This window comes from Pseudomonas sp. S2_F03, from assembly GCF_054668335.1.
This window is the reverse complement of sequence record NZ_CP162759.1, coordinates 2,235,035-2,257,366: the sequence shown is the minus strand read 5'-3', so window position 1 is coordinate 2,257,366 and position 22,332 is coordinate 2,235,035. Positions and strand designations below refer to the sequence as shown.

Sequence of the window (22,332 nt, the reverse complement as noted above, 5' to 3'; positions counted from 1 at the left end):
TCGTTCCCACGCTCTGCGTGGGAATGCCTCACCGGACGCTCCGCGTCCACTCTTGAGACGCAGAGCGTCTCTGGCTGCATTCCCACGCAGAGCGTGGGAACGATCAATGCCGGATCAGTTTGTTGTGCAATTCAGCAGTCGCCTGCTGATCCAGCTCCATCCAGAAATGCTGCTTGCCGGCAATCTCCGCCGCCGCCGGCAATCCATCGCGGTACACCAACCGATTACTCGCCAACGCCGGCACTTTCACGCCCGGTAAAAGCGTGCCTGCCAGGTTCAGCGGGTCAACCCCGCACACCGCGATCAAACTGCCGTCATGCGGCCGTCGGCGTACTTCGCGCAGTAACGGGATCGCCTCGGGCAGCGCAAACTGCTCCCCCGCCAGACCACTGACAAACCGCCCGCCACGTATTTCGCCCCGTGCCTCCAGTCGGTGAAATGTGCGCAGCAATTCGCGCCAACTTGGCAGCCAATCCGCCTCACGCTCCAGCAAGCGCCAGAACACCACGCCATAGCGCCGCAGCAAGGTCATGGCGATGTGTTCCAGGGTTTCGTTGGGTGTGGGCGCCGGGCGTTTGTTATCCACAACCGGCGCGGCAGGCCCGCGTCGCAACAGGGCCCAGCGACCGGCATCGTCCATGCCGCCCACAAACGCTCCGCGCCCGCGTCGGCTGCTGCGATTCTGGCGTTTGCTGGCCGGGGTAATCAGCGCCCGCAACCCGGCGAAGCTGTCAGCGTTCACAAGCCCCGCACCGACCAATTCCTGCAAGGCGATTTCCAGTTCCGAGCGCAACAGGTGCGCTTCATGAATCAACTCATCGAAAAACAGCGCGCCATGTTGGCTGAGCGCTTCATAGACCTTTTGCGTCTTGGGCGACAACTCGCTGACCGGTGTCTGCTCGGTCAAGCTGACCCATAACCCGATCTGGCCGCGCGGCAACAACACAATGGGTGTGCTGCGCAGTGCCGTGCTGGCGCCTTTGTTGCGAGCGGTCAGGCGTGTCCAGACGAGTTTTCCGCTTCGGCACAGGTCATCCAGCCAGCCCGGCGAATAGTCTTTGATACGTCCGGGCAACATATCGCTGTCCCAGGCTGACGCAGCGGCCGGGTAGCCTTCGAACTGACTGATGATCGCCGGCAATACGGCACTGCCCTGGCCTTGAGTCGCCGCCGACAGGTGCTGCCAGTCGAACAGAAAACGCATGAAGTCCTGCAACGCCACCGGCTCGATTTCCCGACGCAGACGCTTGACCGTGTAGCGGTGAATTCGTGCCAGCAGATGCCGTTCGCACCATTGCTCCACACTGGCGCCGGGTGTGAAGCGACCGCGCAATACATAGCCTTCGCGTTCCAGTTGGGCCAAGGCCTGGGTGACTTGATTCACTGTCAATCCAAGCGGTTCGGCAATGGCGTCGAGCGGTAACGGCCCGAAGGCGCTGAGCCGCGCGCGAATCACTTCATGCATCGCTTCGTCGGGCTCCCAGACTTCATCGAAGCCGGGTAGCGCTTGCAGTGCCGGCAACAACGTGGCCTGTGGATAAATCGATTTGAAACAGGTGAGTCGCTCCAGTGCCAGCCACAACGATTGCCCGGCGTTGATCCGCAAAAGGCTGGCGCGACCGCTGTCGGCCAAGGCGTTCAGCCAATCGAGCCAGTGCGGATTGGCCTGCGCTTCCGCGTCGGTGATGCACGCCAGGCTCATCAATGCCTCGTGCATCTCATCGATGCCGGAAGGTGTCGGCCAAGCCTCATCGCGCACCGCTTGAATCGCCTCGGCATCCAGCGCGCCGAGGTCGTCAGTGGATTGCGGGTCGGTCCAGCGACGGTTGAGCACCGCTTGCGTGCGGCGTTCTTCCAGCGGCGCATCGTCGAGAAAAGTGTAGGGCCGGGCGCTGAGGATTTCGGCCGCCAAAGGGGAGGGCGCCGGCAAGTCACGGCTGATCAGCCGCACATCACCGCGTTCCATGCGCCGCAGCAGCGCCAGCCAGCCGTCACTGTCCATCGCCTCGTGCAGGCAATCGTCGAGGGTTTGCTCCACCAGCGGATGGTCGGGAATTTCGCGCTCGCCGGCGAGGTTTTCCACGCAGGCAATCTGGTCGGGGAAGACGCTGGCAATCAAGTCTTCGCTTTTCATCCGCTGGATCTGCGGCGCGACTTTGCGTCCGCCACTGTAGCGCGGCAATGCCAGGGCGACGCCGGCATTCCAGCGCCAGCGCACACCGAACAACGGCGCATCGAGCACTGCTTGAATCAGGATGTGCTCGGCGCTGTTGCTATGCAGGTAGCGCCAGACATCGTCGAGTTCGAAACTGTGGCTGGTGGACAGCGACAGGACAATGGCGTCTTCGCTGGCGGCGGCCTGCAATTCGAAGTTGAAGGTGCGGCAGAAGCGTTTGCGCAGGGCCAGGCCCCAGGCCCGGTTGATGCGGCTGCCGAACGGCGTGTGGATGATCAGTTGTGTACCGCCGGACTCGTCGAAAAACCGCTCCATCAGCAGCGTGTCTTGTGACGGCAGGGCGCCGAGCGTCAGGCGCGCTCGGGCGAGGTAATCCACCAGTTGCCCGGCGCTGTCGAGGTTGAGGCCGAGGGTGTCGGTCAGCCAGTCGAGGGCCGGTTGCAGATGGCCCGGTGTAGCGCCGAGCAGGTCGTCGAGGTGCGCCTGCAAGCGAGCGACGGCAAAGGACAGTTCGGCGCTGCGACCGGGCGCTTCACCGAGCCAGAACGGAATGGTCGGCGGTTGCCCCTGAGCGTCTTCGACCCGGACCTTGCCAGTGTCGACCCGCAGGATCCGGTAGGAGGTATTGCCCAGCTGGAACACATCCCCGGCAATGCTTTCCACCGCAAAGTCTTCGTTGACGCTGCCGATGTTCAGCCCTTGGGGCTCCAGCAAGACGCTGTAGTCGGCGTTGTCCGGAATAGTCCCGCCACTGGTCACAGCGGTCAGTTTGGCACCCCGACGACCGCGTAAAGTACGGGTCACGGCGTCGCGATGCAGGTAAGCGCTGCGGATACCCTGACGACCGTTGTAACCCTCGGCAAGCATGTGCAGCAGCGCCTGATAGTGCTTTTCGTCGAGCCCGGCGTAGGGCGAGGCGTTGCGCAACATCTCCAGCAGCGCCTGTTCCGGCCATTCCTGGCAACTGACCTCGGCAATGATTTGCTGGGCGAGCACGTCCAGCGGTGCCTCGGGGATCTGCAACGTATCGAGTTCACCGCGTCGTACACAATCGAGCAGGGCGGCGCATTCGATCAGGTCGTCGCGAGTGGTGGCAAACAAACGGCCCTTGGGCGTACCGCCGACCTGGTGCCCGGAGCGGCCGACCCGTTGCAGAAGCCCTGAAATCGAGCGCGGCGAGGCGATTTGGCACACCAGGTCTACGTCGCCAATGTCGATGCCCAATTCCAGCGAAGCGGTGGCGATCAGCACTTGCAGGTCGCCGCGCTTGAGCCGTTGTTCGGCGTCCAGGCGAAACTCTTTGGCCAGGCTGCCGTGGTGGGCGGCGACGGCGTCCTTGCCCAGGCGTTCGCTCAGGTGCCGGCTCAAGCGTTCGGCGAGTCGCCGGGTGTTGACGAAAATCAGTGTGGTCCGGTGTTCGCGGGCGAGGGCGGCGAGGCGGTCATAGACCAGCTCCCACACATCATTGGCCATGACCGCCGATAGCGGCACCGGTGGCACTTCGATGTCCAGGTCCCGTGGACGGGCGTGGCCGATGTCGACGATCTCGCAAGGGCGGTCACGGCCCACCAGAAAACGCGACACCGCTTCGATGGGTTTTTGCGTGGCTGACAGACCAATGCGCACCAGCGGATCTGCGCACAGCGCCTGCAATCGCTCAAGGCTCAAGGCCAGGTGGCTGCCGCGTTTACTGGCGGCGATGGCGTGAATTTCATCGACAATGACCGTGCGCGTGGTGCCGAGCATTTGTCGGCCGGAATCGGAGCCGAGCAGCACGTAAAGGGATTCTGGCGTGGTCACCAGAATGTGCGGTGCGGTCTTGCGCATGGCCGAGCGATCTTTTTGCGGTGTATCGCCGGTGCGCACGGCGGTGTTGATCTGCAAGGGGGGCAGGCCCATCACGCGCAGTTGCTCGGTGATCCCGGCGAGCGGGTCTTGCAGGTTGATCTGGATGTCGTTGGACAACGCCTTGAGCGGCGAGACATAGACCACCAGGGTTTCGTCTGGCAGCCCGTCGTCGGTTTCCAGGCCCCGGTGAACCAGGTCGTCGATGACCGCGAGGAAAGCGGTGAGGGTTTTGCCAGATCCGGTGGGCGCGGCGATCAGGGTCGAGCGGCGCTGACGGATCAACGGCCACGCCCGGGCCTGGGCGGCGGTGACCGTCGGGAAGGTGCTGCTGAACCAGGCGCTGACGGCGGGGTGGAAGCCTGCCAGTGCAGCGTCCGTGGGAATGGGCAGATTCATGGGGTAATTTATGCGGGTGGGGTGGTTCAGATGCAAGTACCATTCAAGCCCTTCGCCGAGCCTGAGGGCCTCATCGCGGGCAAGCCCGCTCCCACAGTGGTTTCTGTTGTTCATAAATTTTGTATTCATAGGAGATCCCTGTGGGAGCGGGCTTGCCCGCGAAGGGGCCATCACCGGCGGCACAAATCCCGGGCATCTACACTTTACGGATGACGGTTGCGCACTAAACCCGCAAAATGCAACGATTCCGGCAACTATCAACGGCATTGCCTGCGGGCATTGTCGATAAAGCCATCGTTCCAATCAGACTGGGCCTGCTGACTCTATGCGAATGCGCCTTATGTTACTGGGCGGCGGAAATGCCCTTGGGCAGGCGCTGATTCGCCTCGGTGCGGAGGAAGACATCGGTTTCCTCGCCCCCCGCCCCCCGCAAGACGGCTGGGATGCCGCGAGCCTGACGCAACTGCTCGACGACACCCGCCCGGACGCGTTGATCAATCTCGCCTACTACTTCGACTGGTTTCAGGCAGAGACGGTCAGCGAAGTGCGTCTGGCCGGGCAGGAGCGGTCGATCGAGCGTCTGGCCGAACTGTGCCAGCATCACAACATCGTTCTGCTGCAACCCTCGAGCTATCGTGTGTTTGATGGCTCGCGTGCCACCGCCTACAGCGAAAAAGATGAGCCGGTTCCTCTGGGGCTACGCGGTCAGTCACTGTGGCGCATCGAACAAAGCGTTCGCGCAACCTGTCCACAGCACGTACTGCTGCGTTTTGGCTGGTTGCTCGATGACAGCCCTGACGGCACGCTCGGGCGCTTCCTTGCACGAGCGGAAACGCCTGACGAACTGTTGTTGGCCGACGACCGCCGGGGCAACCCGACTCCGGTCGACGATGCAGCCCGCGTGATCATTTCGGTGCTCAAACAACTCGATTGTGCAGCGCCGCTGTGGGGCACCTATCATTACGCCGGGCATGAGGCGACCACGCCGCTGGCGCTGGGGCAGGCCATCCTGACTGAAGCACGCAGCCTGCATCCGTTGGCCATCGAAGCGCCGACGGCCCAGGCTCACGCCGCACGACCGGACGCCGCCGAAGAGCCACAACACGCGGTGCTGGCCTGCAAGAAAATTTTGCACACGTTCGGGATCAAGCCACGCGCCTGGCGCGCGGCACTTCCGGGCTTACTGGACAGGTTTTATCGCCATGGCTGACGGCCCTGTTTTTATCACCGGCGGCGCCGGTTTTATCGGTTCGCACCTGACCGATGCCTTGCTCGCCAAAGGGCATTCGGTGCGCATTCTCGATGACTTGTCCACCGGCAAACGCAGCAACCTGCCGATGGATAACCCCAACCTGGAATTGATTGTCGGTGATGTCGCCGATGCGTCGCTCGTGGCTCAGGCGATGGTCGGTTGCAGCGCGGTGGCGCACTTGGCGGCAGTGGCCTCGGTGCAAGCGTCGGTGGATGATCCGGTGAAGACTCATCAGAGCAACTTCGTCGGCTCGCTGAATGTCTGCGAAGCCATGCGCCAGGCAGGCGTCAAACGCGTGCTGTTCGCTTCCAGCGCAGCGGTCTACGGCAACAATGGCGAAGGTGAATCGATCGATGAGGACACCCCCAAGGCGCCCTTGACGCCCTACGCGTCGGACAAGTTGGCGAGTGAGCACTACTTCGATTTCTACCGCCGCCAGCATGCGCTGGAACCGGTGATTTTCCGCTTCTTCAACATTTTCGGCCCGCGTCAGGACCCGTCCTCGCCGTATTCCGGGGTGATCAGTATTTTCAGCGAGCGGGCGCAAAATGGCCTGCCGATCACTGTTTTCGGTGACGGCGAGCAGACGCGTGATTTCGTTTACGTCGAGGATCTGGTGGACCTGCTGGTGCAAGCCATCGAAATGCCGCAGGTTGAAGTCGGCGCGGTGAATGTCGGCTGGAACCAGGCGACCAGTCTCAAGCAAATGCTCGAAGCCCTTGAGACGGTGGTGGGCCAGCTGCCCCCCGTGAGCTTTGGCCCGGCACGTTCCGGTGACATCCGTCATTCGCGAGCGAGTAACCGGCGTTTGCTGGAGCGTTTTGTCGTACCCGGGCAAACACCGATGAGTGTTGGATTGGCCCGGTTGCTGGGACGATAGCCAATAGAAAAGGCGCCTGTTAAGGCGCCTTTTTTGTTGCTGATCGTTCCCACGCAGAGCATGGGAGCGATCGATTCACCACCACGTGAATGTACCTTTAGAACTTGTAGCCCAGGCCTACCATGTAGACGAACGGGTCTACATCCACGTCGACCTTGGCCCGAGTGCCCGGCGCAATCCCGTTGTTTTCCACGGTCGCAGTGGTGTCGATGTCGATGTAGCGCACCTGGGCGTTGAGCAAGATGTTGTCGGTGATCATGTAATCGGCGCCGACCTGGAACGCCATGCCCCAGGAGTTATCCGCTTCGAAGTTGCTGAAGCCCTTGGCCTGCGCTTCGCTGCCGACGTGTTCGTCGTAGATCACGGTGTAGTTGATACCGGCGCCGAGGTACGGCTGGAAAGCGGACTTCGGGTCCAGCGGGTAGTACACGACGCTCAAGGTCGGTGGCAGGTGTTTCAGAGTGCCGAGTTTACCGTTGGCCGCTGAGCCCAGGGCAGTGCCTTTGAGTTTCACGTCATGCTCGAACGGAGTGGCCGCCAACAGCTCGATCCCCCAGTGGCTGTCCAGCATGTAGGCAAAGTTCAGGCCCAGTTGCGTGTCGCTGTCCATGGTGGCCTTGCCACCCAGGTTGGTACCGGCCAACGGGCCCTGGTCGACCTTGACGCTGGAGCTGTCGGCTTTAGGGTTGACGGTGATTGCACCGGCACGAATCAGGATATCGCCTGCCTCGAAGGCGTGGGCGAGCGGGGTGGCGAGCGCGAGGGTAATCAGCGAGGCACTGAGCAAAGACTTGTGCATGGGAGGCTCCAAAGGACGTTAAAAATTTTTGATGTCCAATGGTACAAAGCTGCCTGATACGGTCTTTTGATTCAGCTCAATGAAACTGTGATGACCGGGTTTTGTGGTGAATTTGATAGCCCCATCGCGGTCAAGTCGAATCGTCGCACCCTTGTGAGTGACTCAGAATTACCGGATTCATTCGGGCAATTCATACACATAAATCTTGTCCGCTTCCATCTGATACCCGGCATCCGCCAGCTCACTGGTCGACGCCTTGACCTGCATCGCGCCCTCGATCCAGTACGGCTGATACAGCTCATCAAGCTTCACGCCGACTTCGCTTTTTACATGCACGATCTGGTTTGACGGTGGTGGCGGCACATGGATGCAGGCGCCGAAATACGGCACCAGCAAAAACTCGGTGGTACGCCCGTCTTCACCGACTTCCAGCGGCACGATGTAGCCCGGCAGGCGAATGTTCTGGCCATCAAGGCTGTTCACCACCGGCGCATTGGGCATGTCCTGCTTGGCGGCGGGCGCTGACTCGGCAGACAGCGTGCTGCTCATCTGCGACAAGTCGTGCAGCGGCGTCATGTTCGGCACTTCCGGCGCGGCGTCCGGCGGGATCATTTCCGACCAGGTCAGGTCTTTCGGCTCGGCCGCCCACAGGGGCAGGGCGACCAGCATCAGCAGCGCAAGCAAGGCGCGGGGCATGTTCAACGTCCTCATAGTCGGATCGACAGGCCATCGGCCAACGATTGGCGATACGCGCGCCAGGCCGGCACGCTGCCCATCAACAAAGCGGCGATCAGGATGCCACCGAGCAGCGTCCATTCATACTCGCTCGGCCACGCCAGCGGCAGGTACAAACCGTAATTGGCTTGCACGTAACCCTGGGCGGCGGCGATGCACACATACAGCAGCGCCACGCCGGCAATCACCCCGGACAGCGCCAAGGCAAAGGCCTCGAGCACCAGCAAGGTCGCGATGTGCCAAGGCCGGGCGCCGACCGAGCGCAGAATCGCCATCTCGCGGCGACGTTCATTCAGGCTGGTGAGAATCGCCGTGAGCATGCCGATCAACCCGGTCAGCACCACGAACAGTGAAACCACGAACAAGGCTTTTTCCGCCGTGCTCATCAAACTCCACAGCTCTTGAAGCGCCACGCCGGGCAGGATCGCCAGCATCGGTTCACCACGGAATTCGTTGATTTCACGTTGCAACGCAAAGGTCGAAATCTTGCTGTTGAGGCCGAGCATGAACGCGGTGATCGCTTGCGGCGTGAGGTCCATGTTGCGTGCCTGATCGGCACTGATTCGGCCTTTTCCTTGCGCCGGCACGCCGTTGTGCCAGTCGACATGGATCGCCTCCATGCCGCCAAGGCTGATGTGCAACGTGCGGTCCACGGGCGTGCCAGTGCGTTTGAGGATGCCGACCACGGTGAACGGTTTGTCGTCGTGCTTGACCAGGCTGATCACCGCCACGCCGTGGGCCAACACCAGTTTGTCGCCGAGTTTGTAGTGCAGCGCATCCGCGACTTCGGCGCCGAGTACTACTTCAAACGGGTCGGTGGCGAAAGCGCGGCCGTCGGCCAGTTCCAGGTGTTGCTGATGGCCGTACTGGTAATGCTCGAAGTACGCCTCGGTGGTGCCCATCACCCGGTAGCCGCGATGGGAGTCGCCGAGGGACATTGGAATCGCCCACTTCACTTTCGGGTTGTTGGCGAAGTGTTCGAAACTGTCCCAGCGAATATTGTTGGTGGCATTGCCGATGCGAAACACCGAGTAGAGCAACAGGTTCACCGAACCGGAGCGCGCGCCGACGATCAGGTCGGTGCCGCTGATGGTGCTGGCAAAACTGGCTTTGGCTTCGGTGCGCACGCGCTCGACCGCCAACAGCAGGCACACCGACAGGGCGATGGCGAACGCGGTGAGAATCGCGGTGAAGCGCCGGTTAGCCAGACTGGCCATGGCTAGACGAAACAAATACATCTCAGACCTCGGACGGGGTGGCGGCGCGATTGAGCTCGGCCAGCGACAGGTTGCGATCGAACAGCGGCGCGAGGCTCTGGTCGTGGCTGACAAACAACAGGCTCGACCCGGCTTCTCGGCATTCGGCGAACAACAGGCGAATGAAGTTTTCCCGGGCGTCGTAGTCCAGCGCCGACGTCGGCTCATCGGCGATGACCAGTTCCGGCTGGCCGATCAGCGCTCGTGCCGCGGCCACGCGTTGTTGCTGACCGATGGACAGCGAGTCGGCGCGGCGGCTGAGGATGCTTTCATCCTTCAAACCCAAATGGGCGAGGAGGGTGGCCGCGGCCTGATCGACGCTGCCGTGGCGCTGTTTCGCCCGTTCGGCGCGCAATTTGGAGAAGTGGCAGGGCAGTTCGACGTTCTCGCGCACCGACAGGAATGGCAGCAAATTGAATTGCTGGAAGATGTAACCGGTGTGGTCGACGCGGAAGCGGTCGCGGGCGCCGGCACCGAGTTCGGTCAATTCCTGGCCGAGCAGGCGAATGCTGCCGCGATCAGGTTTCTGCACGCCACCGAGCAGGCCCAGCAGAGTGGTTTTGCCACTGCCGCTCGGGCCTTTGAGGAACAGGGTTTCGCCAGGCTCCAGGCGAAACGCCGGGATGTCCAGCAACGGCGGGTGACCGGGCCAGCTGAAGCCCAGGTCGGACAGTTCGATGAGTGCTTGGGTCATAGCGCCGATTTCATGGGTGTTGATGATCTGTAGGTGCATGGCTTGTCCGCGATGAACGATGACGCGGTCTAATCGAAACCTGCGGCGTCTTTATCGCGGGCAAGCCTTGCTCCTACAGGATCGGGGTGGATTCAGAATTTCAGGGGCGCCGTCTTCGCAGTTACTTCGACGCCTTGCTGGCCGCTCGGGCTGATCAGTTGTACCTGAATTTTCTGGGTCGCCGGGAACGTGTTGAAAATAGTTGCCAGGTCGAGGTGCTTCAGTGCGCCCGGAGCTGCGCAGGTGAATTGGTAATGAGCGTGGATCTCGCTGTGGTCGTGATGATGTTCATGACCGTCCTTGTCCGTTTCATCTTCGTCGTGATCATCATCGGCGTCGGGTTTGTCGCCGAACAACGGGCTTTCCAGTTCCTGCATGGCGACTACGCAACCGGCGGCTTTCGGCAGATTGAACAGCGCCAGCGGTTTCTCCAACTGTGCCCGGGCCGCAGCGACCTTGGCTTTATCGGCGTCGGTGATGGCCGCGTGTTCGAAGCCCACCAGGTTCATCGCCGGGCTCTCCAGTTCAAGCTCCAGGGTCTGGCCGTCCAGCGCCGTGTTCAAGCGCGCGACACCATGTTCGTGAGCGCCAAGGCTGCCGTGCTCGTGATCATGCTCCTCGGCGGCGTGGGCGGCGGCCAATGGCAACAAGGCAAACGGCAAAGCGAGCAGCAGACGGTGCATGGTGGGTCTCCGGCAGTAAGATGAATAATTTGTTATGTAATCTTATAACGTAAGCGTGGAGAGTTTGACCGCCTGCTTGGCGTTGCACAAGTCCCATGGGAGCATGCAAGTCAGAAATGTGCAGGAGCAGACTCATGTTGCGAATACGCGGAAGCATCGGCGACTGGCCGGTGGATTTGACGCTGGAGATGGATGACGGTGATTGGGCACGGCTCGGTGCGCAGTTGCAGGTGAGCAAGCCCGAGGCTAGCGCGGCTGCGGCCAAACCACTGAATCAGGATGATGCGCTGTGGCAGATCGCCAAGGACTTGTTGCGCAAGGCCGGACAAATGAGCGGGCCGGAACTGCTCGAACAACTGGAAGGGCTGACCGGTAGTGCGGCGTCGGGCAAACGCCTGTTGGTGCGCTTGCGCCATAGTGCCGATGTGAAGGTGTCGAGCGGCGGGGATACGCCGCTCTACAGCTGGCAAGCGCCAGGTAGGAGCTGAGCTTGCTCGCGAGGGCGAACTTTAGGACGCCATCGCCGGCAAGCCGTGCTCCTACAAGGTGACTTAATACAGCGCGGCAAACAGTTTGCGACGGTACGTAGTCACCAGCGGGTGGTCATTGCCCAGCAGTTCGAACACTTGCAGCAAGGTCTTGTGCGGCAAGCCTTCGCTGTAGCTGCGATTGCGGATGAACAGCTTGAGCAACGCATCCAGGGCCGCTTCGTACTGCTGGCGAGCCAATTGCTGAACCGCCAGCTGATACACGGCTTCATCATCCAGCGGGTTTTTCGCCAGCCGTGCTTTCAGGTCCGCCGCATCCGGCAGGTCCTTGGCCTGGCCGAGAAACTGGATCTGCGCCTTGGCGCCGGCCAGGGCCGCTTTGTGTTCATCGCTCTTGACCGCGTCGAGCACGGTTTGCGCTTCACCCAACTCGCCACGCTCGGTGAGGCAGCGGGCGTAGAGGATCAGTGCTTTGGCATTGGTGTTGTCTTCGCCCAGCAGCACTTTGAGCACGGCTTCGGCGTCGGCGAAACGACTGTCATCGAACAACGCCTGAGCCTGCTCGAACGGGTCGGTGGCGGCCGGAGGCGGCATTTGTACGTGAGGCTCAAGCATCGTGCGCACGGCGGATTCCGGTTGCGCACCGGCAAAACCGTCAACCGGTTGGCCATCCTTGAACAGCACCACGGTCGGCAGGCTGCGAATACCGAAACGGGCAACGATGTCTTGTTCCAGGTCGCAGTTGACCTTGGCCAGCAGCAACTCGCCCCGATAGCTTTCGGCGATGGTCTGCAGCATCGGCATCAGCACTTTGCAGGGCGCACACCATTCGGCCCAGAAATCCACCAGCACCGGTTTGTGGAAGGAGTTCTCGATCACCGACTGGTCGAAATCGGCAGTCGTGGCGTCGAAGATGTACGGCGTTTCCTGACTCATGGGGGATCTCGTAAAAGCGTGAATGGGGCAACTATAAGGCTAGGCACGCCGCGCGTGGTAGAGGCTCACATGCCGAAACTCTTCGGGTTCGGCCAGATCCGGCAGGGTCATCGCTTCCAGCATTTCGATGCGTTGATACAACGGGTGGCGAAAATCCCTGACACGCGAGTCGGCCACCAGCGCCTCATTGCCGCGCGTTAAAAACTCATCGAGCAAGGGCAAATTCGCCCGGTCGTACAGCACGTCCGCTACCAGAATCAGATCGAACCGGTCGGCCTCGGCGAAAAAATCTGCCGAATAGTTGAGCTGTACGTCATTGAGTTCGGCATTCGCCCGGCACGCGGCAATGGCCAGCGGATCGAGATCACAGGCCACAACTTCGAGGGCGCCGGCTTTCACCGCGGCAATTCCCGCGATACCCGAACCCGCGCCGAAGTCCAGTACCCGCTTGCCTTTGACCCACTCGGGGAATTCGACGAGATAGCGCGCCACCGCCAGGCCGCTGGCCCAGCAGAAACTCCAGTACGGCGGCTCATGCAGAATCCGTCGGGTTTCTTCAGGGCTGAACGCACGGTCCATGTTGTCGCCGTCGATCAGCCAGAGCTTCAGGTCGGTATCGGGCAATGCAACAGGGACAAGCTGCGCATCACCCAGCAGTTCACCCAAGGCCTGTTGCAGGTCGAGCGGTGCAATCATGGTGCTTTGACAAATTGCAGCTGACCCAGTGCCTGTGTCGTTGGCTGCGAAATGACCTGCGACGGCAGATGCAAAATCAGCTGGCCGGACTGGCTGGCGCGGCCGCGCAGTTCAACGCGGGCACCGCTCGGGAAGGAGTCCGGGTTGAAGCGTAAATGAAACGGCAACACTTGATTGGTGCCGATCAGGCTGGAACTGGCGAGCAATTGCTGCGGGCGATCTTTCTCGTCGATCACCAGCAACGCCAGTTCGACTTCGGCGCCGGCCGGCACGCCTTGCAGGGTGCCGCTCAACTCGCGTTGATACGCCGGCAGCGGTCCGAGGTTGGCCGACTCCTGCGCTTTTTTCTGCGCAGCTTGCGGTGCCGGGCCGGGTGTCGGTGGCTGGGGCTTGGGCGCATCGCTGCCGCAGGCCACCAGCAGGCTGAAAAGACTGAGCAAAACGAGCGGTCTTAAGGACATTTATGGCTCCAGCAAGATGAAATCCATGGATCAAGCGCTATAGCCGACTGTATACCGCAAACCCTATGGCTTGTCTTGCCACCGGGATGCGCTACCATGGCCCTCCCTTTTTTTGTTGCCTGCCACCATGCACTGTCCCTTCTGCGGTGCCAACGACACCAAGGTCATCGACTCGCGTCTGGTCGCCGAGGGCGAACAGGTGCGCCGCCGGCGTGAATGCCTGGCCTGCGGCGAGCGTTTCACGACGTTTGAGACCGCCGAACTGGTGTTGCCGCGCCTGATCAAAACCGACGGCAGTCGCCAGCCGTTCGACGAAGAAAAACTGCGTGCCGGTATGCAGCGCGCGCTGGAGAAGCGCCCGGTGAGTGTCGAGCGCCTCGAATCGTCGCTGGTGCACATCAAACACAAACTGCGCGCCACTGGCGAACGCGAGGTCAAATCCCTCGTGGTCGGTGAACTGGTGATGGCCGAGCTGCAAAAGCTCGACGAAGTCGCCTATATCCGCTTCGCTTCGGTGTATCGCCGCTTCCAGGACCTCAACGAGTTCCGCGAAGAGATCGATCGCCTGGCCCGTGAGCCGGTGAAAGAATGAGCACACCCGCCGAACTCGCCATCCTCGACGCCCATTACATGGCCCGCGCGCTGGAACTGGCGCGCAAAGGTCATTACACGACGCATCCCAACCCGCGGGTCGGCTGTGTGATTGTGCGTGACGGGCAGATTGTCGGTGAAGGCTGGCATGAGCGCGCCGGTGAGCCTCACGCCGAAGTCCACGCCTTGCGCGCCGCCGGTGAATTGGCCCGGGGCGCCACGGCCTACGTGACACTTGAGCCTTGCAGCCATCACGGCCGCACGCCGCCCTGCGCCGATGCGCTGGTGACTGCCGGGGTTGCCCGTGTGGTCGCGGCGATGCAGGACCCGAACCCGGACGTCGCCGGTCGCGGTCTGCAACGTCTGGCCCAAGCCGGTATCGCCGCCGAAAGCGGCGTGCTGGAAGGCGAAGCGCGCAAGCTCAACGAAGGCTTCCTTAAGCGCATGGAACACGGCTTGCCGTTCGTGCGGGTCAAGTTGGCCATGAGCCTGGACGGTCGCACCGCGATGGAAAGCGGCGAGAGCCAGTGGATCACCGGTCCCGCCGCGCGTTCCGCGGTGCAGCGGCTGCGTGCCCAGGCCAGCGTGGTGCTGACCGGCGCCGACACGGTACTGGCGGACAACGCCCGTCTGACCGTGCGCGCTGACGAGTTGGGCCTGGATGCGCAGCAAACCGCGTTGGCCATGAGCCGTCCGCCGCTGCGCGTATTGATCGATGGTCGCCTGCGGGTGCCGCTGGATGCGCCGTTCTTCAAGGCCGGCCCGGCGCTGGTCGCCACCTGCGTGGCAGTGGAAGAACAGTACGCCAACGGCCCGGAATGCCTGATCGTGCCCGGCTACGATGGTCAGGTCGATCTGCGGCAATTGCTGGTCGAGCTCGCCGCCCGTGGCGTCAATGAGGTGTTGGTCGAAGCCGGCCCGCGCCTGGCGGGCGCATTCGCTCAGCAAGGCCTGGTGGATGAGTTCCAGATTTTCATCGCCGGCAAGTTTCTGGGTTCTTCGGCGCGACCGCTGCTCGACTGGCCGCTCGCGCAAATGAAGGATGCGCCCGAGCTTAAAATCACCGAAATTCGCGCGGTTGGCGATGACTGGCGGGTCACAGCCATTCCTTCGCCAGCCGCGAGCGTATAATTCCTGGCCGCAGCCTAGCGACGGCTTTGTTCTCGAGGAGGACTCCATGTTTACCGGCATTATCGAATCCATCGGCAGTATTCGTGCATTGACCCCAAAAGGCGGAGATGTGCGGGTCCACGTAGAAACCGGCAAGCTCGACCTGAGCGACGTCAAGCTGGGTGACAGCATCGCGGTCAACGGCGTGTGCCTGACGGCGGTTGAACTGCCGGGCAACGGCTTTGCCGCCGACGTCAGCCGCGAAACCCTCGACTGCACCGCCATGAACGACCTTAAAAGCGGCAGCCCGGTGAACCTGGAAAAAGCCCTGACCCCGACCACTCGCCTCGGCGGGCATCTGGTCAGCGGTCACGTCGATGGCGTGGGTGAAGTGGTTGCCCGCACCGAAAACGCGCGTGCCGTGGAATTCCGCATCCGTGCGCCGAAAGAACTGGCCAAGTACATCGCCCATAAAGGCTCGATCACCGTCGACGGCACCAGCCTGACCGTGAACGCGGTCGATGGCGCCGAATTTATGCTGACGATCATCCCGCATACCCTGAGCGAAACCATCATGGCGTCGTACCAGCCAGGTCGCCGGGTGAATCTGGAAGTCGACTTGCTGGCACGTTACCTGGAGCGTCTGTTGCTGGGTGACAAGGCCGCAGAACCGACTTCCAGTAACATTACCGAAAGCTTTCTGGCCGCCAACGGCTACCTCAAATCCTGACTCAAGGGGGTGCCTTGTGGCGCTCAATAGCATCGAAGAACTGGTTGAAGACATCCGCCAAGGCAAGATGGTCATCCTCATGGATGACGAAGACCGCGAGAACGAAGGCGACCTGATCATGGCCGCCGAGTGCTGCAAGCCCGAGCACATCAACTTCATGGCCAAGCACGCCCGTGGCTTGATCTGCATGCCGATGAGCCGCGAGCGTTGCGAGCTGCTCAAGCTGCCGCTGATGGCGCCACGCAATGGTTCCGGTTTCGGCACCAAGTTCACCGTCTCCATCGAAGCCGCCGAAGGCGTGACCACCGGCATCTCCGCTGCCGATCGTGCGCGCACCGTGCAAGCCGCTGCCGCCAAAGACGCCAAGGCTGAAGACATCGTCAGCCCGGGTCACATCTTCCCGCTGATGGCCCAGGCCGGCGGCACCCTCGCTCGCGCAGGCCACACTGAAGCGGCCTGTGACCTGGCGCGCATGGCCGGTTTCGAGCCGAGCGGCGTGATCTGCGAAGTGATGAACGACGACGGCACCATGTCCCGTCGTGCTGAACTGGAAGCGTTCGCCGCTGAACACGACATCAAGATCGGCACCATCGCTGACCTGATCCACTACCGGATGATCCACGAACGTACCGTTCAGCGGATTGCCGAGCAGCCACTGGACAGCGAACTGGGCCAATTCAACCTGGTGACCTATCGTGATTCCGTGGAAGGCGACGTGCACATGGCACTGACCCTGGGCACTGTCTGCGCCGAAGAGCCAACGCTGGTTCGGGTGCACAACATGGACCCGCTGCGCGACCTGTTGATGGTCAAGCAACCGGGCCGCTGGAGCCTGCGCGCCGCCATGGCCGCGGTTGCCGAGGCTGGCAGCGGCGTGGTGCTGTTGCTCGGTCACCCGCTGGATGGCGACGTGTTGCTGGCGCACATCCGCGAAACCGCTGACCAGGCGGCGGTGAAAAAACCGACCACCTACAGCATCGTCGGTGCCGGTTCGCAGATCCTTCGGGACTTGGGCGTGCGCAAAATGCGTCTGATGAGTGCGCCAATGAAATTTAATGCGATATCCGGTTTCGATCTGGAAGTTGTAGAATACGTGCCCTCCGAATAATGACCGGTTATTTCCAGTCCTTGATTCGCGGTTAACACATCACTGAGGGACGCGTAGAAAACGCGTCCCGGCTCTTTAAGAGATCTAACGAATGACCCTGAAGACCATCGAAGGTACCTTCATCGCCCCTAAAGGCCGCTACGCTTTGGTAGTGGGCCGTTTCAACAGCTTCGTCGTTGAAAGTCTGGTCAGCGGTGCAGTGGATGCCCTGGTTCGCCACGGCGTAAGCGAAAGCGACATCACCATCATCCGCGCTCCTGGCGCCTTCGAAATTCCGCTGGTTGCGCAGAAAGTCGCTCAGAAGGGCGAATACGCGGCAATCATCGCCCTGGGCGCGGTCATTCGTGGCGGTACTCCGCACTTCGAATACGTGGCGGGCGAATGCACCAAGGGCCTGGCCCAGGTGTCCATGGAATTTGGCGTTCCAGTCGCGTTCGGCGTGCTGACCGTTGATTCCATCGAACAAGCCATCGAACGTTCCGGCACCAAAGCCGGTAACAAAGGTGCCGAAGCTGCCCTGTCCGCTCTGGAAATGGTCAGCCTGCTGGCGCAGTTGGAGGCCAAGTGATTAGCGACGAAAGCGATCGTTTCAACCCGCGCGATCCAAAGCCTGCGGATGCCGGCAAGCCATCGAAAAGCGTCAAGCGTCGCGAAGCCCGTCAGCTCGCAACTCAGGCGCTGTACCAATGGCACATGGCCAAGCAGTCGTTGAACGAGATCGAAGCGCAGTTTCGGGTCGATAACGATTTCAGTGATGTCGACGGTGCCTACTTCCGTGAAATCCTCCACGGGGTTCCGGCACAGAAGGACAAGATCGATGCGGCGCTCAAGCCTTGCCTCGACCTGACCATCGAAGAACTGGACCCGGTTGAACTGGCGGTATTGCGCCTGTCCACCTGGGAACTGCTTGAGCGCGTCGACGTGCCGTACCGCGTTGTGATCAACGAAGGTATCGAACTGGCAAAAGTCTTCGGTTCCACCGACGGCCACAAGTTCGTCAACGGTGTACTCGACAAGCTGGCCCCACGTCTGCGTGAAGCTGAAGTCAAGGCGTTCAAGCGCTAATTAGCGCTTGGGTCTGCGATGGGCGAGTTTGAGCTGATCCGCAATTTTTTCGCCGCCGCGCCTTGTGCGCAGGGCGGCGAAGGCGTTGCCCTTGGAATCGGCGATGACTGCGCCTTGCTGGCTGTTCCCCCCGGGGAGCAGTTGGCGATTTCTACCGATACGCTGGTGGCCGGTGTACATTTCGCCGACGCTTGCGATCCGTTTCTGCTCGGTCAGCGCTCGCTGGCCGTAGCGGTCAGCGATCTGGCCGCCATGGGCGCCACCCCCGTTGCCTTTACCCTTGCCCTGACCTTGCCGACGGTGACCGCCGATTGGCTGCAAGCCTATGCCCGTGGTTTGAACCTGATGGCGCAAGGCTGCGGCGTGGCGCTGGTGGGCGGCGATACCACCCGTGGGCCGCTGAGCCTGACCATGACCGTGTTTGGCCGTGTGCCGGTCGGTCAGGCGCTGACCCGCAGTGGCGCGAAGCCAGGCGATTTGTTGTGCGTCGGTGGCGAGTTGGGCAATGCGGCCGGGGCACTTCCTCTGGTGCTTGGCCAGCGGATGACCGAGACGGCCATTGCCGAGCCATTGCTGGCGCATTACTGGGCGCCACAACCGCAACTCGCGTTGGGCCAGGCGTTGCGTGGCAAGGCGACATCGGCGCTCGATATCTCCGACGGCTTGCTCGCCGATTGCGGGCATATTGCGCTCGCCTCGCAGGTCGGCATTCAGGTCGAGCGTAGTAAGTTGCCTTTGTCGAAGGCATTGGTCGCCTTCCTCGGCCAGTCCGATGCTGAAATGGCTGCCCTGAGTGGCGGCGACGATTACGTGCTGGCCTTTACCCTGCCGTCCGTCGAATTGCCTGCCTTGCTGACCGATGGCTGGCCAATCCATGTGATCGGGCGCGTTGTGTCGGGGCAGGGCGTGCAACTGCTGGACGCCGCAGGACAAGACATCACCCCGCAAACCCGGGGCTATCAACATTTTCGGGAGACACCGTGACAGATCATCCCAAACAGGTCCCGGCGGAGTTCGTACCGCCATCGGTCTGGCGCAATCCCTGGCACTTCCTGGCGTTCGGCTTCGGCTCGGGCACCCTGCCAAAAGCACCGGGCACCTGGGGTTCGTTGGTTGCGCTACCTTTTATTCCGTTGTGGCAAATGATGCCCGATTGGGGTTACTGGCTGATGCTCGGCATCACCATGCTGTTCGGCTTCTGGCTGTGCGGCAAAGTGGCCGACGATTTGCGAGTGCACGACCACGAGGGCATCGTCTGGGACGAAATGGTCGGGATGTGGATCACCCTGTGGCTGGTACCGGAAGGGTGGTACTGGTTGCTGGCGGGTTTCCTGATGTTTCGTTTCTTCGACATTCTCAAGCCCTGGCCGATTCGCTGGATCGACCGGCATGTGCATGGCGGCGTCGGGATCATGCTCGACGACGTGTTGGCAGGTGTATTTGCGTGGTTGGCGATGCAAGGGCTGGTATGGGTGTTCGCCTGACGGGCGGAGCGAGGGATCAGGATGGCTCGACGCGGGTTGGCAGTGATGGTTTTTGCCCTGTTTTGCTCGCTTGCGCAGGCGGGGGACGAGCCGCCGACCGTGATTCACCTGGCCAGCGAAGAATGGGAAGACTACACCGCTGCTGACGGGCATGGCCTTGGCTGGGACGTGTTGCGGGCTATCTTCGAGCCGGCCGGGGTCACGCTGGACATCCGCATTGAACCTTATACCCGCGCCGTGGGCCTGGCCCAGCGCGGTGACGTGGATGCCTGTGTCGGCGCGTATCACAATGACGTCAGCGACCTGCTATATCCGCGCTGGAATTACGATACCGATCACATCTATGCCCTGGGCCTGGCCAGTCATCCGGTACCGACCCCGCAGACCCTCGGCAACTATCGACTGGCCTGGGTCCGCGGTTACGAGTACCAGAATTACCTGCCCAACGTGCGTCGCTATAACGAGGTCATTCGGCGCACCGGCATTTTGTCGATGCTGATTCACGACCGCGCCGACTTTTACATCGATGCGCTGACCGAGATCGATTACGTCCTCAAGCGGGCCAAAGATCCCTCCCTGTTCCGTCGCACGCCTATCGCAGAATTGCCGCTTTACCTGTGCTTCGCCAATACGCCCAGGGCTCGTACGTTGATGGAATTGTTTGACCAGCGCATGGATTCGCTGGTGAAAAGCGGTAAGTTGAAGCCGATCTTCGAGCGCTGGAAACAGCCTTATCCGTTTGACGGGAACTGAACACATGTAGCAGCTGGCGAAGCCTGCGTTCGGCGGCGCAGCCGTCGTAAATTCAGGTGGCGCGGTGTATCAGACTGATCGAGTGTGCAGGTTTCACGACGGCTGCGCCGCCGAACGCAGGCTGCGCCGCCGAACGCAGGCTTCGCCAGCTGCTACAGGGGATCTGCATGCCGGGCGTCAGGTGTCTGAGATCTAACATTTTGATCGTTATGTCCCATAATTCAGCCTAAGCGTCTGTAGGAACCTGCTGTTACAATGCCGCGTCTGCGAATCTCCAGTAATTATGATCAGGAGCACACCGGTGCCTGTCGTTTTTGTCGCCGCTTCCAAGCTGCCAACGCCTTTTGCGCAATTCACCATGCATGGCTTTCTCGATGAAGCCACTGGCCGCGAGCATGTCGTGCTGAGCCTGGGTGATTTCGCCGACGGTGCCCCGGTACTCGGCCGGCTGCACTCCGAATGCCTGACGGGCGATGCCTTGTTCAGCCAGCGTTGCGACTGCGGTTCGCAACTTGAAGCCGCCTTGCAGGCCATCGCCCGTGAAGGCCGTGGCGTATTGCTGTATTTGCGCCAGGAAGGCCGTGGCATTGGCCTGCTGAACAAGATCCGCGCCTATGAGTTGCAGGACGGCGGTGCCGACACCGTTGAAGCCAACGAGCGTCTGGGCTTTGCTGCCGACCAGCGCGACTACGCCATGTGCCTGCCGATGCTTGAGCACCTGGGGGTGAAGTCCGTGCGCCTGATGACCAACAACCCACGCAAGGTCAAAGCCTTGACCGACATGGGCATCGTGGTTGCCGAGCGCGTGCCGCTGCACACCGGCCATAACCCGCACAACAAACTTTACCTGGCCACCAAGGCCAGCAAGCTCGACCACATGATGGGCAACGAGCATCAGGGCGAGGCGGATCGGGCGTGACCCGCGGTCAGGTTCGGCGTCGACTGTCGTTCAATTGGTGGCAATACCTGGCGCTGGCCTTGTTGCCGCTGTTCGTGATCAACGGTGTGTTTGGCCAGGGCGAGGCCATCCTGCCGGTGCTGGCGATGCCATTGTTCATCGCCGGTGTCGCCTCGATGTTTGTCAGCCTGAAGTTTTTCGGTGGCTACAAGCACGCGCTGATCGCCACTCAAAAAGCCCTCGACACCCCTGAAGAGCCCGCTGCCTGGATCGCCCTGGCCGCCAAGCGGCGTACCGCGTTCCTGGCGGCTGCATTGCCCGCCTGGATTGGCGCGCTGGCGGTATTCGTCGGCCTCGAAGCCGTGCCATTGGTGTTGCTGGCACTGTCGACCACGGTGTTGTTCTACCTCTACCGTATTCCGCGTCAACTCGGCTGATGTTGCGCTATTGGCTGGCGGTTTTGCTGCTGGCCGTCAGCGGTTCGGCGGCTGCCGTCGAACGAGTCGTCAGTCTGGCGCCGTCCCTCTCTGAAATCGTTGTCGAACTGGGATCAGCCGACCTGCTGGTCGGTGTCCTGGATGCCGGTGAGCGTCCCGCTGAACTCAAAGACCTGCCTTCGGTGGGCCGCTACGGTCAGTTGGACATGGAGCGCTTGCTCAGTCTCAAACCCGATTTGCTGTTGCTCTGGCCGGGCAGCGTTGGCCCGGCCCAGCGCGAGCAGCTCAAGCGATTGAACATCCCCACCTACGTCGCCGAACCGCATTCGCTGGAACTACTGACGGCGCAGATTGAAGCCATTGCCATGCAACTGGGCCGCCCGGAACGTGGACGTTCATTGGCTACCGATTTGCACCAGCGGCTGGAAGCATTGCGTCTGCGCTATCGGCGAGACACGCCACTGCGGGTGTTCTATCAGGTGTGGGACCGGCCGTTGTACACCGTTGGTGGCGGTCAGATCATCAGCGATGCGCTGGCGGTCTGCGGCGCCCGCAACGTGTTTGCCGACCTGACATTGCCGGCACCGCAGGTCAGTGTCGAAGCGGTGTTGCAGCGTGATCCCGAGGTGATTCTGGCCAGTGATCAGGCGCAGTTGGACGCGTGGAAGGCGTGGTCGCAGGTCGCGGCGGTGAAGCAGGGGCAATTGTTGCTGGTAACGGACAAAGGCCTGGAGCGGCCGAGCGGACAAATGATCGAAGCGACGGCCAAGCTGTGCCAGTTGATCGCACCATCACGCTGATCGTTCCCGCGTTCTGC

The 22,332-nt window shown here is 61.6% G+C and carries 24 protein-coding genes; 15 read left to right on the top strand and 9 right to left on the bottom strand.

Annotation, left to right across the window (positions count from 1 at the left end; genetic code table 11):
* Positions 1–103: 103 nt before the first annotated feature.
* On the bottom strand, positions 104–4,420 hold the full coding sequence (locus tag AB4N76_RS10665) for an Lhr family helicase (protein WP_460164452.1): 4,317 nt from the start codon (positions 4,418–4,420) through the stop codon (positions 104–106).
* 325 nt (positions 4,421–4,745) lie between these two features.
* Between AB4N76_RS10665 and AB4N76_RS10660 the strand changes: the two genes are divergently transcribed.
* Positions 4,746–5,630, top strand: coding sequence for a sugar nucleotide-binding protein (locus AB4N76_RS10660; RefSeq protein ID WP_046028809.1), 885 nt, complete (start codon positions 4,746–4,748; stop codon positions 5,628–5,630).
* Positions 5,623–6,552, top strand: a complete 930-nt coding sequence (locus AB4N76_RS10655; RefSeq protein ID WP_046028808.1) for an NAD-dependent epimerase/dehydratase family protein — start codon at positions 5,623–5,625, stop codon at positions 6,550–6,552. The genes AB4N76_RS10660 and AB4N76_RS10655 overlap by 8 nt, the downstream gene beginning before the upstream one ends.
* A 97-nt stretch (positions 6,553–6,649) precedes the next feature.
* On the opposite strand, the gene AB4N76_RS10650 is transcribed toward AB4N76_RS10655, so the two are convergent.
* The 5 genes from AB4N76_RS10650 to AB4N76_RS10630 all read right to left on the bottom strand — a co-directional run bounded on the left by AB4N76_RS10650 (position 6,650) and on the right by AB4N76_RS10630 (position 10,758).
* On the bottom strand, positions 6,650–7,351 hold the full coding sequence (locus AB4N76_RS10650) for an OmpW/AlkL family protein (RefSeq protein ID WP_046028807.1): 702 nt from the start codon (positions 7,349–7,351) through the stop codon (positions 6,650–6,652).
* Positions 7,352–7,528: 177 nt separating this feature from the next.
* Entirely contained in the window at positions 7,529–8,047 is a 519-nt protein-coding gene (locus tag AB4N76_RS10645) for a DUF3299 domain-containing protein (protein WP_046028806.1), read from the bottom strand.
* An 11-nt stretch (positions 8,048–8,058) separates the two neighbouring features.
* Positions 8,059–9,324 carry an ABC transporter permease gene (locus AB4N76_RS10640; RefSeq protein WP_077431186.1) on the bottom strand — a complete coding sequence of 422 codons (1,266 nt, stop codon included), beginning with the start codon at positions 9,322–9,324 and terminating at the stop codon, positions 8,059–8,061.
* Between the two features lies 1 nt (position 9,325).
* A complete protein-coding gene (locus AB4N76_RS10635) occupies positions 9,326–10,036 on the bottom strand; it encodes an ABC transporter ATP-binding protein (protein WP_027924348.1) in 711 nt (236 codons plus the stop codon).
* A gap of 131 nt (positions 10,037–10,167) precedes the next feature.
* Positions 10,168–10,758, bottom strand: coding sequence for a DUF2796 domain-containing protein (locus AB4N76_RS10630; protein WP_460164451.1), 591 nt, complete (start codon positions 10,756–10,758; stop codon positions 10,168–10,170).
* Positions 10,759–10,892: 134 nt separating this feature from the next.
* On the opposite strand from AB4N76_RS10630, the gene AB4N76_RS10625 reads away from it, so the two are divergent.
* Complete coding sequence (locus AB4N76_RS10625; protein WP_046028799.1) at positions 10,893–11,246, top strand: hypothetical protein; 354 nt, start codon at positions 10,893–10,895, stop codon at positions 11,244–11,246.
* A 63-nt stretch (positions 11,247–11,309) separates the two neighbouring features.
* Here the strand turns inward: AB4N76_RS10625 and trxA are convergent, their stop codons facing one another.
* The 3 genes from trxA to AB4N76_RS10610 are packed head-to-tail and all read right to left on the bottom strand — an operon-like array spanning position 11,310 to position 13,339.
* Positions 11,310–12,182: a thioredoxin gene (gene trxA / locus AB4N76_RS10620; RefSeq protein ID WP_460164450.1), complete on the bottom strand. Its 873-nt coding sequence runs from the start codon at positions 12,180–12,182 to the stop codon at positions 11,310–11,312.
* A 39-nt stretch (positions 12,183–12,221) separates the two neighbouring features.
* Entirely contained in the window at positions 12,222–12,878 is a 657-nt protein-coding gene (locus AB4N76_RS10615; protein ID WP_046028796.1) for a class I SAM-dependent methyltransferase, read from the bottom strand.
* The gene (locus AB4N76_RS10610; RefSeq protein WP_046028791.1) at positions 12,875–13,339 is read right to left on the bottom strand and encodes a YbaY family lipoprotein; all 465 of its coding nucleotides are present in this window, start codon (positions 13,337–13,339) and stop codon (positions 12,875–12,877) included. Before AB4N76_RS10610 ends, AB4N76_RS10615 begins: the two co-directional genes overlap by 4 nt.
* A 127-nt stretch (positions 13,340–13,466) precedes the next feature.
* Here AB4N76_RS10610 and nrdR point away from each other — a divergent pair, with 127 nt between their 5' ends.
* From nrdR to AB4N76_RS10550, 12 genes are all read left to right on the top strand, one after another.
* Positions 13,467–13,931, top strand: coding sequence for a transcriptional regulator NrdR (nrdR, locus tag AB4N76_RS10605; protein ID WP_003228656.1), 465 nt, complete (start codon positions 13,467–13,469; stop codon positions 13,929–13,931).
* On the top strand, positions 13,928–15,061 hold the full coding sequence (gene ribD, locus AB4N76_RS10600; RefSeq protein WP_046028789.1) for a bifunctional diaminohydroxyphosphoribosylaminopyrimidine deaminase/5-amino-6-(5-phosphoribosylamino)uracil reductase RibD: 1,134 nt from the start codon (positions 13,928–13,930) through the stop codon (positions 15,059–15,061). Before nrdR ends, ribD begins: the two co-directional genes overlap by 4 nt.
* A gap of 46 nt (positions 15,062–15,107) precedes the next feature.
* Positions 15,108–15,770 (top strand): riboflavin synthase, encoded by a 663-nt coding sequence (locus tag AB4N76_RS10595; RefSeq protein WP_017341038.1) that lies wholly within the window; start codon positions 15,108–15,110, stop codon positions 15,768–15,770.
* A 16-nt stretch (positions 15,771–15,786) separates the two neighbouring features.
* The gene (gene ribBA / locus AB4N76_RS10590) at positions 15,787–16,878 is read left to right on the top strand and encodes a bifunctional 3,4-dihydroxy-2-butanone-4-phosphate synthase/GTP cyclohydrolase II (RefSeq protein ID WP_007944233.1); all 1,092 of its coding nucleotides are present in this window, start codon (positions 15,787–15,789) and stop codon (positions 16,876–16,878) included.
* Positions 16,879–16,969: 91 nt separating this feature from the next.
* Positions 16,970–17,446: a 6,7-dimethyl-8-ribityllumazine synthase gene (ribH, locus tag AB4N76_RS10585; protein WP_003185938.1), complete on the top strand. Its 477-nt coding sequence runs from the start codon at positions 16,970–16,972 to the stop codon at positions 17,444–17,446.
* The gene (gene nusB / locus AB4N76_RS10580; protein WP_008033741.1) at positions 17,443–17,943 is read left to right on the top strand and encodes a transcription antitermination factor NusB; all 501 of its coding nucleotides are present in this window, start codon (positions 17,443–17,445) and stop codon (positions 17,941–17,943) included. Before ribH ends, nusB begins: the two co-directional genes overlap by 4 nt.
* Positions 17,944–17,961: 18 nt before the next feature.
* A complete protein-coding gene (gene thiL / locus AB4N76_RS10575; protein ID WP_046028783.1) occupies positions 17,962–18,927 on the top strand; it encodes a thiamine-phosphate kinase in 966 nt (321 codons plus the stop codon).
* A complete protein-coding gene (locus tag AB4N76_RS10570) occupies positions 18,924–19,427 on the top strand; it encodes a phosphatidylglycerophosphatase A family protein (protein WP_077431187.1) in 504 nt (167 codons plus the stop codon). Before thiL ends, AB4N76_RS10570 begins: the two co-directional genes overlap by 4 nt.
* Before the next feature lie 21 nt (positions 19,428–19,448).
* Complete coding sequence (locus AB4N76_RS10565) at positions 19,449–20,180, top strand: substrate-binding periplasmic protein (RefSeq protein WP_460164449.1); 732 nt, start codon at positions 19,449–19,451, stop codon at positions 20,178–20,180.
* 301 nt (positions 20,181–20,481) lie between these two features.
* Entirely contained in the window at positions 20,482–21,099 is a 618-nt protein-coding gene (ribA, locus tag AB4N76_RS10560) for a GTP cyclohydrolase II (protein ID WP_046028778.1), read from the top strand.
* On the top strand, positions 21,096–21,515 hold the full coding sequence (locus tag AB4N76_RS10555) for a hypothetical protein (protein WP_046028775.1): 420 nt from the start codon (positions 21,096–21,098) through the stop codon (positions 21,513–21,515). The genes ribA and AB4N76_RS10555 overlap by 4 nt, the downstream gene beginning before the upstream one ends.
* Positions 21,515–22,315 carry a cobalamin-binding protein gene (locus AB4N76_RS10550; RefSeq protein WP_460164448.1) on the top strand — a complete coding sequence of 267 codons (801 nt, stop codon included), beginning with the start codon at positions 21,515–21,517 and terminating at the stop codon, positions 22,313–22,315. Before AB4N76_RS10555 ends, AB4N76_RS10550 begins: the two co-directional genes overlap by 1 nt.
* Positions 22,316–22,332: the final 17 nt, after the last annotated feature.

Excerpts from the sequence above, each read along its gene's own strand:
- AB4N76_RS10645 (WP_046028806.1), bottom strand. The coding sequence starts at position 8,047 with ATGCCCCGCGCCTTGCTTGCGCTGCTGATGCTGGTCGCCCTGCCCCTG.
- AB4N76_RS10625 (WP_046028799.1), top strand. The coding sequence starts at position 10,893 with ATGTTGCGAATACGCGGAAGCATCGGCGACTGGCCGGTGGATTTGACG.
- nrdR (WP_003228656.1), top strand. The coding sequence starts at position 13,467 with ATGCACTGTCCCTTCTGCGGTGCCAACGACACCAAGGTCATCGACTCG.
- AB4N76_RS10665 (WP_460164452.1), bottom strand. The coding sequence starts at position 4,420 with ATGAATCTGCCCATTCCCACGGACGCTGCACTGGCAGGCTTCCACCCC.
- AB4N76_RS10635 (WP_027924348.1), bottom strand. The coding sequence starts at position 10,036 with ATGACCCAAGCACTCATCGAACTGTCCGACCTGGGCTTCAGCTGGCCC.
- ribD (WP_046028789.1), top strand. The coding sequence starts at position 13,928 with ATGAGCACACCCGCCGAACTCGCCATCCTCGACGCCCATTACATGGCC.
- AB4N76_RS10630 (WP_460164451.1), bottom strand. The coding sequence starts at position 10,758 with ATGCACCGTCTGCTGCTCGCTTTGCCGTTTGCCTTGTTGCCATTGGCC.
- trxA (WP_460164450.1), bottom strand. The coding sequence starts at position 12,182 with ATGAGTCAGGAAACGCCGTACATCTTCGACGCCACGACTGCCGATTTC.
- AB4N76_RS10655 (WP_046028808.1), top strand. The coding sequence starts at position 5,623 with ATGGCTGACGGCCCTGTTTTTATCACCGGCGGCGCCGGTTTTATCGGT.
- ribH (WP_003185938.1), top strand. The coding sequence starts at position 16,970 with ATGACCCTGAAGACCATCGAAGGTACCTTCATCGCCCCTAAAGGCCGC.
- thiL (WP_046028783.1), top strand. The coding sequence starts at position 17,962 with ATGGGCGAGTTTGAGCTGATCCGCAATTTTTTCGCCGCCGCGCCTTGT.
- AB4N76_RS10650 (WP_046028807.1), bottom strand. The coding sequence starts at position 7,351 with ATGCACAAGTCTTTGCTCAGTGCCTCGCTGATTACCCTCGCGCTCGCC.
- AB4N76_RS10610 (WP_046028791.1), bottom strand. The coding sequence starts at position 13,339 with ATGTCCTTAAGACCGCTCGTTTTGCTCAGTCTTTTCAGCCTGCTGGTG.
- AB4N76_RS10660 (WP_046028809.1), top strand. The coding sequence starts at position 4,746 with ATGCGAATGCGCCTTATGTTACTGGGCGGCGGAAATGCCCTTGGGCAG.
- AB4N76_RS10550 (WP_460164448.1), top strand. The coding sequence starts at position 21,515 with ATGTTGCGCTATTGGCTGGCGGTTTTGCTGCTGGCCGTCAGCGGTTCG.
- AB4N76_RS10640 (WP_077431186.1), bottom strand. The coding sequence starts at position 9,324 with ATGTATTTGTTTCGTCTAGCCATGGCCAGTCTGGCTAACCGGCGCTTC.
- AB4N76_RS10595 (WP_017341038.1), top strand. The coding sequence starts at position 15,108 with ATGTTTACCGGCATTATCGAATCCATCGGCAGTATTCGTGCATTGACC.
- AB4N76_RS10615 (WP_046028796.1), bottom strand. The coding sequence starts at position 12,878 with ATGATTGCACCGCTCGACCTGCAACAGGCCTTGGGTGAACTGCTGGGT.
- AB4N76_RS10565 (WP_460164449.1), top strand. The coding sequence starts at position 19,449 with ATGGCTCGACGCGGGTTGGCAGTGATGGTTTTTGCCCTGTTTTGCTCG.